The organism is Coprococcus sp. RTP21204st1_G4_RTP21204_210225 (assembly GCF_040915385.1).
GTDB classification, from domain to species: domain Bacteria; phylum Bacillota; class Clostridia; order Lachnospirales; family Lachnospiraceae; genus Allocoprococcus; species Allocoprococcus comes.
Genome location: NZ_JBCPDP010000018.1, coordinates 54,640 through 65,075, shown reverse-complemented (window position 1 = coordinate 65,075; position 10,436 = coordinate 54,640). Strand labels below are relative to the sequence as shown.

At 36.9% G+C, this 10,436-nt stretch carries 12 protein-coding genes and 3 pseudogenes; 12 read left to right on the top strand and 3 right to left on the bottom strand.

Annotated features, from left to right (window positions below; genetic code table 11):
• The first annotated feature begins 104 nt into the window (after positions 1-104).
• The 6 genes and pseudogenes from AB5213_RS14140 to AB5213_RS14115 all read left to right on the top strand — a co-directional run bounded on the left by AB5213_RS14140 (position 105) and on the right by AB5213_RS14115 (position 4,654).
• Positions 105-1,168: pseudogene (locus AB5213_RS14140) on the top strand (FUSC family protein).
• Positions 1,158-1,730 carry a CDP-alcohol phosphatidyltransferase family protein gene (locus AB5213_RS14135; RefSeq protein WP_349096729.1) on the top strand — a complete coding sequence of 191 codons (573 nt, stop codon included), beginning with the start codon at positions 1,158-1,160 and terminating at the stop codon, positions 1,728-1,730. The pseudogene AB5213_RS14140 and the gene AB5213_RS14135 overlap by 11 nt, the downstream one beginning before the upstream one ends.
• Before the next feature lie 244 nt (positions 1,731-1,974).
• Positions 1,975-3,492 carry a hypothetical protein gene (locus AB5213_RS14130; RefSeq protein ID WP_368276845.1) on the top strand — a complete coding sequence of 506 codons (1,518 nt, stop codon included), beginning with the start codon at positions 1,975-1,977 and terminating at the stop codon, positions 3,490-3,492.
• A 340-nt stretch (positions 3,493-3,832) separates the two neighbouring features.
• Positions 3,833-3,961, top strand: a complete 129-nt coding sequence (locus AB5213_RS14125; RefSeq protein WP_276571677.1) for a hypothetical protein — start codon at positions 3,833-3,835, stop codon at positions 3,959-3,961.
• Between the two features lie 38 nt (positions 3,962-3,999).
• Complete coding sequence (locus AB5213_RS14120; protein WP_055248899.1) at positions 4,000-4,215, top strand: hypothetical protein; 216 nt, start codon at positions 4,000-4,002, stop codon at positions 4,213-4,215.
• Between the two features lie 22 nt (positions 4,216-4,237).
• Positions 4,238-4,654: a hypothetical protein gene (locus tag AB5213_RS14115; RefSeq protein WP_195480006.1), complete on the top strand. Its 417-nt coding sequence runs from the start codon at positions 4,238-4,240 to the stop codon at positions 4,652-4,654.
• 50 nt (positions 4,655-4,704) lie between these two features.
• Here the strand turns inward: AB5213_RS14115 and AB5213_RS14110 are convergent, their stop codons facing one another.
• Positions 4,705-5,220, bottom strand: coding sequence for a helix-turn-helix domain-containing protein (locus AB5213_RS14110; protein WP_044998574.1), 516 nt, complete (start codon positions 5,218-5,220; stop codon positions 4,705-4,707).
• A 123-nt stretch (positions 5,221-5,343) separates the two neighbouring features.
• On the opposite strand from AB5213_RS14110, the gene AB5213_RS14105 reads away from it, so the two are divergent.
• Entirely contained in the window at positions 5,344-5,583 is a 240-nt protein-coding gene (locus AB5213_RS14105; RefSeq protein ID WP_242860820.1) for a glycosyltransferase family 90 protein, read from the top strand.
• Positions 5,584-5,712: 129 nt separating this feature from the next.
• On the opposite strand, the gene AB5213_RS14100 is transcribed toward AB5213_RS14105, so the two are convergent.
• Complete coding sequence (locus AB5213_RS14100) at positions 5,713-6,177, bottom strand: hypothetical protein (RefSeq protein WP_252198831.1); 465 nt, start codon at positions 6,175-6,177, stop codon at positions 5,713-5,715.
• An 18-nt stretch (positions 6,178-6,195) separates the two neighbouring features.
• Positions 6,196-6,420, bottom strand: a pseudogene (locus AB5213_RS14095) (LytTR family transcriptional regulator DNA-binding domain-containing protein); the annotation flags it as partial.
• A gap of 395 nt (positions 6,421-6,815) precedes the next feature.
• Between AB5213_RS14095 and AB5213_RS14090 the strand changes: the two are divergent.
• The 5 genes and pseudogenes from AB5213_RS14090 to AB5213_RS14070 all read left to right on the top strand — a co-directional run bounded on the left by AB5213_RS14090 (position 6,816) and on the right by AB5213_RS14070 (position 10,426).
• Complete coding sequence (locus AB5213_RS14090) at positions 6,816-7,328, top strand: HD domain-containing protein (protein ID WP_195196766.1); 513 nt, start codon at positions 6,816-6,818, stop codon at positions 7,326-7,328.
• A 28-nt stretch (positions 7,329-7,356) separates the two neighbouring features.
• Positions 7,357-7,629, top strand: a complete 273-nt coding sequence (locus tag AB5213_RS14085) for a hypothetical protein (protein WP_215634477.1) — start codon at positions 7,357-7,359, stop codon at positions 7,627-7,629.
• 44 nt (positions 7,630-7,673) lie between these two features.
• The gene (locus tag AB5213_RS14080) at positions 7,674-8,540 is read left to right on the top strand and encodes an RNA methyltransferase (RefSeq protein ID WP_215634478.1); all 867 of its coding nucleotides are present in this window, start codon (positions 7,674-7,676) and stop codon (positions 8,538-8,540) included.
• Positions 8,541-9,022: 482 nt separating this feature from the next.
• Positions 9,023-9,805: a ZIP family metal transporter gene (locus AB5213_RS14075; RefSeq protein ID WP_211133958.1), complete on the top strand. Its 783-nt coding sequence runs from the start codon at positions 9,023-9,025 to the stop codon at positions 9,803-9,805.
• A gap of 19 nt (positions 9,806-9,824) precedes the next feature.
• Positions 9,825-10,426 (top strand): annotated as a pseudogene (locus AB5213_RS14070) (ketopantoate reductase family protein).
• The last annotated feature ends 10 nt before the right edge of the window (positions 10,427-10,436 follow it).

Here is a 10,436-nt window from a genome sequence, read left to right as displayed (position 1 = left end):
CGATTGCTCCATCATTATACAGCTTAAGCAACAAGATGGATAATTCCTTACTGGCTGTAAGGGATATTAACCATAAACATATTGTAGTAGATGGGAGAATTTATATGACATTTTATCAGGAGTTGCAGTTAAATCAGGCAGGTTCTAAAAACCTGTTGAAAAAGAGTGAAACACTAAAAGAAAAATTATATCATATGTGGGTATATCTGGTGAAGATAGCTGTTACATTGGCATTTTGTTTTTTCTTTGTTAGTATTTTCAGCATCCTATTTGGAAATGAGAACAGCATTGTAGGTGTAGTGGTCTTATTATGTCTCATGGTGTTTAGAAATGCGGATCTGGGGATCCACACCGGACAATCTACGATGCTTTTGGCTTTGTTCTTTGTAATTATGACTGTATGTCCGCATTTAGCAAATCAGTTTTCACCGGTATTGGGAATGCTGTTAAATATTGCGGCACTGGCTGTGTTGATTCTGTTCGGATGCCATAATCCATTCATGTTTAATCAATCTACATTGGTTCTTGGGTATCTGCTGCTATATGGTTATGATGTTACGGGAAAAAGCTATCAGATGCGATTAGTCGGAATGGCTTTAGGTGCAGCACTTACCTGCTTCGTATTCTATCGAAATCATAAAAACAGAACTTATAAAAGAAATCTGAAAGATCTGATACAAGAATTTGATATCACTTCTTCCAGAACAAAATGGCAGATATGTCAGATTTTATGCGTACCGATTGTCCTTTGCATTGCAGAACTTTGTAATATGCCACGTGCAATGTGGGCTGGTATTGCGGCCATGTCCGCGATTTTGCCGTTTATGGAAGATATGCACTACAGAGTCCGTAAAAGGATTGTCGGAAATATTGCAGGTGTTATATGTTTTACAGTATTATATTTTCTGCTTCCTTCGTCAATCTATGCATATATAGGAATTCTTGGTGGAATCGGTGTAGGACTTTCAGCACAATATGGCTGGCAGGCAGTATTTAACACATTTGGTGCTTTAGCCATTGCTACAGAGACTTATGGACTACAAGGAGCGGTTAGTCTTAGAGTGATTCAAAATGTTTTTGGTGTTGTGTTTGCTTTAGCATTTTGTGTTATATTTTATTGGTTTATGTCTAAAAAAAGGAAAGTGAAGTGATTGTACATGCAGAGTGAAGTGAATCAGGAAGAAAATTTGAATAGAATTATTACGGTTCCTAATCTTCTTTCTTTTTTTCGGCTTTGTCTGATTCCGGTAATTATATGGAGTTATTGTGTAAAGAAAAATCCTCTGTTAGCTGGTGAAATCTTATTGCTGTCTGGTCTTACGGATCTTGCTGATGGATATATCGCAAGAAGATTCCATAGGATTAGTAATTTAGGAAAAATACTTGATCCGGTGGCTGATAAGCTGACACAGGCAGCGATGTTAATCTGTCTGTTTACTCGTTTTCCGCATATGCTTCTGCTAATCGTTATAATGGCAGGTAAGGAACTCTATATGGCAGTTAGTGGATGTCTTGTGATACGAAAAACAGGAAAAGTACATGGTGCGGACTGGCATGGAAAGATAGTAACCTTTTTATTATATGGAACTGCAGCGGTGCATATTATATGGTTCCACATTACACCGATGGTATCAGATCTGTTGATTGGTTTGTGCGCTATAATGATGGTCATATCGGTCGTTCTGTATATTATCCAGAATACCAAGACTCTTAAGGGAGAGACTGTATAAGCAATTTTATATTGCAATGACTAGAAAAATATTTAGGAGAAGACAGATTATTTGTATGAGAGGTCTAGAATATACAATATCAGGATTTGGAAAATTTCTTATTGTGATAGCAGTAAGTATTCTGGGAATTTCTTTATATAGAAAAATATAATAAAGGAAGTCAAAAAATAATGTTTTGGTGTACAGAACAGGATTTTTTGATTTTAGAAAGAAACACTTATCAAATTAGAATGCAGGCGTGTAAATGAGAAAATACATAATAAAAGCAAGTGAAAGAATAGGGGTAGAGAGTACATCCAGGGATGGAAAGAGGGCACAAGTTGTAAGTTATAGTACTTGTGAAAATTTTATAATCAGATTTTGTGATGGGAAAGAAATGAAGTTAAAAAATTGGAGATACTTTATTGAGGGAAACTTCAACTATGAAAAACATTTTAAAGCTCCAAGAAATAGAGAAGAGCGAATTGGCGAGAAAAAGGTAATGAATAATGGATTGACTGCTGAGGTTATTGAATACAGGGGGAGTCATGATATGGATATTTTGTTTGAAGATGGAGGAAAAAGAACGGGAGTATCCTGGCGGGATTTTTGTATCGGTAGTATTGCACATCCTACAATTCCTGGAGGAAATGTATCACAAAATGAATTGGTATTAAGATTTTATTTAGAGTCATTGGGGTTTGTTCGAATTCCACAACGTTCAAAGCGTTCTGACAGAGTTGGTTTAGAAGGGAAAGAGCTTGATTTATATAATGATAAGCTGAAAATAGCGATTGAGTATGATGGTGAATATTCTCATACTAAAAATAAAGATGATGAAGGAAAGAATAAAATAGTTGAAAAGTTGGGAATAAAACTTTATCGTTTTAGAGAACCGGGATGCTCTGGTGTTAGTGGAAGAAACTATATTTTAGAGGATAGTAGATTTATGTCAGCTTCATTGGAATGTTGCCTGAAAAGTTTTGTCAGAGATGTTCTCAAAAAGGATGATAAGTTTATAAACTTTGAGAAAGATAAACGTACAATAAAGGAATATGTATCAAATAGTAAACGTGCAACGATTCATTTATATGAAAAGAAAAAAATGAATAATGGTATGGTTGCAGAAATCATTAAAATGTCTAGTTGTCGAAATATCACTGTACAGTTCGAGGATGGAGAAATTGTATATCATAAATGTTATCAAAGTTTTGTTAAAGGAAATATTTCACATCCCAAAGATACAAGTCTGGCAAAAAAGAATCAAAGATTAAATTTACGAAAACAAATGAAGAACGGGATGATGGCAGAAGTGATTGAATATAATTTGAGTAATGATATCAAAGTGAAGTTTGATAATGGAGAAATAGTAAAAACAAGATGGAAAAGATTTAGTACAGGTAGTGTAGCAGTGCCTTCCTGTTATGCAAGAAATCATATAGGGGATAAAAAAATTCAAAACAGAGGTAATGAGGAGGCGGAGATTATTGAAGTAAAAGATGCAAATCATATCACCGTTAAATTTAAAGATGGCACTATTGTGAAAGATAGAAAATATGAGGATTTTATTCACGGAGCTATAGGTAAACCTGGGATTCCGCAACTGAGGCGTACTTTGAAAAATGAACGGTTATGGACAGAGAAGATAATGAGAAATGGAATGAAAGCTAAAATAGTTAGATATGGTTCTGCAAATGATATTGATATTAAGTTTTCAAATGGAACAATAGTTATGCATAAAACATATGCAAATTTCTGCTCTGGAAGTGTGGCATGTAAATAATGAGGAAAACAATTCGCAAATGTGCTCACTTGAGTCAGGAAGTGTTGATGAGAATATAGAAACAATGAAAGCGTATATGTGTAAGCAACGAGGAATGCACCTTGGTTCGAAGATTTCCAGAGAAGAAATTACAAAAAAAGTAAATCAGAGCAAATATGAAAAATACTGCTATATAACCAATAGGCTCAGAAGGGAACAATTCCCTCTGGGTCTTTTTAAATATTCCTCGAAAATTGAGAATTACATATGTTCAATTCTTTGTATTAGGTATATATTTTGAAAAGTTATCCGGTTATACTGACAATATCAAAAGGGAGAACTGTCAGAATGAGGTGAGCAGATGGATACAGCACAGAGAATAAGGTTAATTCGGATGATTGAAAAAATAGAGAAGAACCCAGAATTCAGTAGTAAAATCGGTGTGAGAAATACAGCTGAGTTTGTATCAAGTAAACAATCAAAAAAATGAATGATTCAAATCATAACAGGAGTCAGAAGGAGTAGAATATGTTATCGTTACTATTTACTATATGCATGATCTGGTTTATTGGAAAATTTTTTATATTTGGTGTAAAAGCATCCTGGGGAATCTTAAAGTTGCTCTGTACAGTTGTATTTTTTCCGGTGATTTTGATAGGAATGGTTGTTGGTGGACTGATTTATATTGCATTTCCATTGTTGATCATCGGCGGAATCATTGCACTTATATCATCTAACTCATAAAAATACGAGGAGGGAAGAAATTATGGGATATGATATAGAAAAAGAGAAACGAGAAGCGATTGAAGCAGGACAACGAGCGTTAAGTAGTCTTCGGACAGCAAAAGAAAACCTGAACAGTGCAAAAAATTGGGGACTGGTGGATATGTTTGGCGGTGGATTCTTTTCTACGATGTTGAAAAACTCCAAGATGGATCAGGCCAGACAAAATATGGAACAGGCGAAATATGATCTTCGTAATTTCAGTAGGGAATTAAATGATGTGAACATGGCTTGTAATCTGAACATCAATACTGGAGATTTCTTATCCTTTGCAGATTATTTTTTTGATGGATTTGTTGTGGATTGGATGGTGCAGGATCGAATCAATAATGCCAGACATCAGGTGGAAGAAGCTATCCGTAGAACGGAATACATCATAAACCAGTTACAGTATATGTAAAGGAAAGAGGCAGTGGACCATAAATAGGTTCGCTGCCTTGTTTTTCATACTTATTTCTGTTTCTTTTTTTCTTCTCTGAGCAATTCGATGTTTAGTCCCTGCTCTCCGGCTGTTTTATCAACCCAGAGATTCAGGGAATCTATTGCCAAAGAAATTTCATCCAGTTTGTTACTGATAAAAGCAAAATCCTTGATCTCATCATCGCTGATCTTACCGTCACGGGCAATCTGGATCAGACGTGTGGTAAGAGGATTAATCTCATTCAGACTGGCAATGGTTTCCAGGATTATATTGGATAAATCAGAAACTTCGACCTCCGGGACATAACGATGACCGATTTCGCATTTATGAGAGCAGTAATAATTGCAGAGATCCGGGCGCTTGTAAGCATCAGCCATCTGGATGATATCGTAAGGTGTGGGTTCCTGCATTTCATATTCAAACTTTTCAATTTTAGAATCAGAAACAGCAGTCATTTTTTCACTGGCTTCTGATCTGGTGAGACCGGCTTTTTCCCGGCAAATCTGATAAATTGTCTTATTTTCTCTCGTAGATTGTTTCCCCATGAGAATAACCTCCCTGTATATCGCGAACATGAGGATTATCAGGCATTAAGTCCACATGCTGTGCGTGTATTTCCTTTATAGATTTTATTATACTTGAAGCATCAGTAAACAACAAGATTATAAATGGATAGGAAGCCAGAAAGACTACTGGTTGCTGAAAATCAGTATAAAGAATTCAAAAAGTCAGGGAAAAAACCAAGTGATTTTTGCAAGGAAAATCTTAGAATGTCTGACGTAAAATCATATGATTACGTGTTTAATTATTTTTCTAATTCCGGGATTCTTGTGGAAGCAATAAAAGAGTATCATAGAACAGCTAAGATTCCAAAAGGTGAATATACGCTGCTCGATTTGTTAAAATAAAAAAATTGCCTGGTTCAGAAAAATAAAAGATAATTCAAGATGCGGAAACCCTTAAAAAATCAAGGACTTCCGCACTTTTTTGTTTACAGAAAAATAATTTTGTAATCGCATACGCCAAATAGCAGAACACTAAGACGGAATCAATACACATGCACAATATCCGCTGGCAGGTTGAAAACAGTAGATGGTCAAAGTCTTGTCGATTTCCGGACTATAATCCTGCAGGATATGTTTATTGCCGTTTAATGCTACATCCGCATAAGTAACAAGCCATTTTTTATCCCCATTTTCAAAGACTTCATAAAAGGAATGATTCAACATTTCTGAAACGGGAACGCCCTCAACAACAGCCATTTCATCATTACAGTAACGGAATACAAAGTCTACACCATGTCCCTCCGCATCAAATACAAGTTCAATAATACAAAAAGCAAGTGGCATATCATTGAGAAAGCTACAGTTATCAAATAATTGAAGTGAGCTGTCTTCTGAAACCTCCGAATAGTTCTGCACATTTAAACCAAGTGACTTACGGATTTGTTTGTGCTGACTCAGATTACGTTTTCTTCCTTGAAAGACAGCACCATCAGTCATTGTATAAAGTCCTTCGTCGGATATATGAACAATTTGATTTTTTCGAAGAACAACGCCCTTTGAGATATTTAGAAAATCTTCTTCCGGCAAGTAGAGCATAAGTTCTTTTATCGGGATTGTAGTCGCAATGCTCTCTCCCGAGGAAAACGTAATGATTGTGTGAGGATTCTGTCTGGTAAGGTAAAAAATATCTGAAATTTTGATATTTTTTCGTTCGAAATATAGTGGAACATTATAACACATAGATATTAATTTTTTGACTTGCCTTTTGAGAGAGGAGAAAATTCTTTTTTCAAAGGGCTTTTTCTATTTATGCGGATATTCGTAACTACAAGACAAAGCCCAAATTTCATATACTCTAAGTACATTGAAAAATTTGCTTCCAAGTATAAATTATACTTGCCGACAAAAGAAGAACTGAAAGCGGAGATTGAAACTCAAAAGGCAATGTTTTATCTTCAGCAGCAGGACAAGCGAAGCAAATAGAGAATTAACTGTAAAAAGTTAGAGCTCCATTTGTGTGTTCCATGGGCGCGCTCTAGCAGGTGCAAGACTAGAATACAAAAAATAGATTTGCGAATGAAAAGTGTGCTATAGTTATAAAAGATAAATCAGAAGAAGTCAGGAGGAAGAATGCAATGAAAGACGAAAAATCTAAAATAACAGCAGTTGCCATTGAAAAAATGATTGATTTTTATCAGGGGAATTTGAGAGATATCGAACATTTCCTGAAAGTATGGGCGTATGCAAAGACGATAGGGGAGCAGGAAAGTGTGGATGAAAACACACAGGGAATTCTTGAACTTGCAGCTGTGGTGCATGATATATCCTGTCCACTTTGCCGTGAAAAATATGGAAACACAAATGGTAAAAATCAGGAACTTGAAAGTGAACCGCTGGTAAAGGAGTTTTTGGAAGGAATGCCTGTATCAGAACAGAAAGTGGAGCGTATTATCTGGCTGGTCACACATCATCATACATACACCAATATAGATGGGATTGATTATCAGATTTTAATAGAGGCAGATTTTCTTGTAAATGCAAGTGAGAGTAATTTTTCAAAAGTGTCGATTGAAAATGCGAAATCCCGTATTTTTAAGACGGCAGCGGGATGCAGATTGTTGGAATCAATATTTTTAAGAGAAGAATAATAAAAAGCATTATATTGGAGAATAATTTATGGCACAATCAAAACAGGATGAACTATACAAAGCACTGCAACAGAAAGGCTATCCGGACAGCCTTTGCAGGGAAATTGCTTATAAACAGATGAACACAGATTATACAGCAACAAGAATGCTCGGCTATCTGTACCGTGTATCAGATCCGCGACCGGAAGATGTGGTGGATGAGATGCTGGCAATTCTAAGCGACCGGAACGCAATTATCCAGAAAAAAGAATTGGAACATGCGCAGGCAACGATCAATAAGGTGTATCGCGAAGGTCTGTAAAAGGTGATCAGATTAAATATACGGATGAAAACAGGGGGAAAGAAATGCTGAACGTAATAGAAATCAAAGACTTTAATGCGCCGGAATTGGATATTTATGCCAGATGCACAGAAGCACGGCTTCTGAATAAAGATCACCCAGAAGATGGAATGTTCATTGCGGAAAGTCCGAAGGTGATCGGCAGAGCGTTGGATGCAGGTTATGAGCCATTGTCTGTTCTTGTTGAAAAGAAGCAGATGGAAGAGAATGAAGAAACAATCCAGATTATGAACAGATTTGATGACACGAAAGTATCGATTTTTACAGCGGATTTTGAGGTGCTGACTAAATTGACAGGCTTCAAACTGACCAGAGGAATGCTTTGCGCAATGAGACGGAAACCGCTTCGAAAATTTCAGGATCTGTGTGATGGGATAAACAGAATCGCGATTCTTGAAAATGTGCAGAATCCGACAAATGTAGGAGCAATTTTCCGGTCTGCAGCGGCTCTTAATATGGAGGCGGTACTTCTGAGTCCGGGATGCAGTGATCCGCTTTACAGACGGGCTTCCAGGGTGAGTATGGGAACCGTATTTCAGATTCCGTGGACATTTATCCGGGATAGCAATGAAATGCGGTGCAAGCGGGAAGTAATCTGGCCAAAACAGGCGATTGCAGAATTGAAAAAGCTTGGCTATAAAACGGCAGCACTTGCGCTGACTGATGATTCGGTCAGCATCGATGATTCGGAACTGATGAAGGAAGAAAAGTTGGCAGTTATTCTTGGAAATGAAGGTGAAGGACTGGAAAACGAGACAATAGCGCTATGTGATTATACGGTTAAAATTCCGATGACACATGGCGTTGATTCGCTGAATGTGGCAGCGGCGAGTGCGGTGGCATTCTGGCAGCTTGGGAAAATAATTCTGTAATGGTAACCGTATTGTATCAGATGACACGAAGGAGGAAAGAAATTTGACAGAACGTTTTCAGAAGATTGATGCAGCAATCGTAGAGTCGAATGCAAAAACGTAGAATTTACACCTTTGGAAGATATGATATTTTTACAGTACTGCTGTCAGAAGGAAATATAACCATAACATCATTGTGTGAAAGAGTAAATTCCACCGCCCAGTTTTGTAAATTGTTGAAAGAAATATATTGTTATATGATTACGTAAGTGATATACTTAAGCATAAGAGAACCGTGTAAAATTACAGTTTGCTTTTTACACGGTTTTCTTTATACTAGACGGTTAGTTAAAACTAACACGATGAAAGTATGAAAGATTATAGAATAACATATATTAGGTATTAGGCAATATAATCAATAAGCTATAGAACTAATACTATACCGCTGAAGATAATTATTTTTGCCAATGAATTTTTTCGAGCATATATGGAAGGAAAATATAATGCGAATAAATATTTTTGAAGGTATACTGATTCCGTTTGTTGGAACAACGCTAGGTGCAGCATGCGTGTTTTTTATGAGAAAAACACTTAGCAAGTTACTGCAACGTGCACTTGCAGGGTTTGCAGCAGGTATAATGGTTGCGGCTTCAATCTGGAGTCTTCTGATTCCGGCAATTAAACAATCTGAGAATATGGGAACTTTATCGTTTGTTCCTGCAGTTGTTGGGTTCTGGATTGGTATATTGTTTTTACTCGCACTTGATCATTTGATTCCGCATCTTCATGTTGGAAGTGATCAGGCAGAGGGACCGAAAAGCAAACTTGGCCGTACTACGATGATGGTGTTGGCAGTTACATTACATAACATCCCTGAAGGTATGGCAGTTGGTGTAATGTATGCTGGATTTCTTGCTGAAAATGCACAGATTACAGCAACAAGTGCACTTGCTTTATCACTTGGAATTGCTATCCAGAATTTTCCAGAAGGAGCGATTATATCCATGCCGCTTAGGGCAGAGGGTGAAAGTAAGAGAAAGGCATTTCTGGGAGGTGTACTTTCAGGAGTCGTTGAACCGATTGGAGCAGTAATGACGATTCTTGTCGCACAGCTGGTAATCCCGGCATTACCATATTTACTCAGCTTTGCAGCAGGAGCCATGTTATATGTCGTGGTTGAAGAACTAATTCCGGAAATGTCTCAGGGACAGAACTCGAATATCGGTACGCTTTTCTTTGCACTTGGATTTAGTTTGATGATGATCTTGGATGTGGCACTGGGGTAAGAGGAGAGGAATGATTCTTATGAGAATATTGATTTATGGTGCGGGTGTGATCGGCTCCTTGTATGCAGCTTTATTTGCAGAAGCCGGTTATGATACAAGTATTTATGCCAGAGGAAAAAGATTTGAGGCTTTAAGAAATAATGGATTGCTATATAAGAAAAATCAGGAAATAAATCCGAAAGAACTAAGCAGTTTTCAGAGATATTGAGGCATGCTCATATACCATACCAGAAAGTAACGGATATGCATCTATGGCAGCTTTGTCATCTTGCTATGGTGGTACCGATTGCGGATGCGTATTATGAATCAGACGATCCGGAGAAAGTGGAAAAAGAATGGAAAATTATGAGGAAAACAGCGGAAAGGCTGAAAAGAAATTTTAACTTTTTGCGAAAACAAAAGGGTAAACTGTCACCATGGAAAATGAATATTTTTCGCTTTTTGCCATTGTCATTTTTGACGATTATGCTGGCAGTTACATTTGGAAGTAGTTTTGGAGATAAATTTATGTATCAACATGCTATGAAGGCACCAGATGAAATGAGGGAATTGCATAAGCAGTTTTATGCTTATATGAAAAGAATGAAGAAATGCGGATGCAAGACGAAAAAGGTATTGTGATTGGAGAAAA

Coding starts and splice junctions, on each gene's coding strand:
- AB5213_RS14125 (WP_276571677.1), top strand. CDS start 3,833: ATGGATACAGCACAGAGAATAAGGTTAATTCGGATGATTGAAAAAATA.
- AB5213_RS14085 (WP_215634477.1), top strand. CDS start 7,357: ATGGCACAATCAAAACAGGATGAACTATACAAAGCACTGCAACAGAAA.
- AB5213_RS14075 (WP_211133958.1), top strand. CDS start 9,023: ATGCGAATAAATATTTTTGAAGGTATACTGATTCCGTTTGTTGGAACA.
- AB5213_RS14105 (WP_242860820.1), top strand. CDS start 5,344: ATGGATAGGAAGCCAGAAAGACTACTGGTTGCTGAAAATCAGTATAAA.
- AB5213_RS14090 (WP_195196766.1), top strand. CDS start 6,816: ATGAAAGACGAAAAATCTAAAATAACAGCAGTTGCCATTGAAAAAATG.
- AB5213_RS14080 (WP_215634478.1), top strand. CDS start 7,674: ATGCTGAACGTAATAGAAATCAAAGACTTTAATGCGCCGGAATTGGAT.
- AB5213_RS14120 (WP_055248899.1), top strand. CDS start 4,000: ATGTTATCGTTACTATTTACTATATGCATGATCTGGTTTATTGGAAAA.
- AB5213_RS14115 (WP_195480006.1), top strand. CDS start 4,238: ATGGGATATGATATAGAAAAAGAGAAACGAGAAGCGATTGAAGCAGGA.
- AB5213_RS14130 (WP_368276845.1), top strand. CDS start 1,975: ATGAGAAAATACATAATAAAAGCAAGTGAAAGAATAGGGGTAGAGAGT.
- AB5213_RS14100 (WP_252198831.1), bottom strand. CDS start 6,177: ATGACTGATGGTGCTGTCTTTCAAGGAAGAAAACGTAATCTGAGTCAG.
- AB5213_RS14110 (WP_044998574.1), bottom strand. CDS start 5,220: ATGGGGAAACAATCTACGAGAGAAAATAAGACAATTTATCAGATTTGC.
- AB5213_RS14135 (WP_349096729.1), top strand. CDS start 1,158: ATGCAGAGTGAAGTGAATCAGGAAGAAAATTTGAATAGAATTATTACG.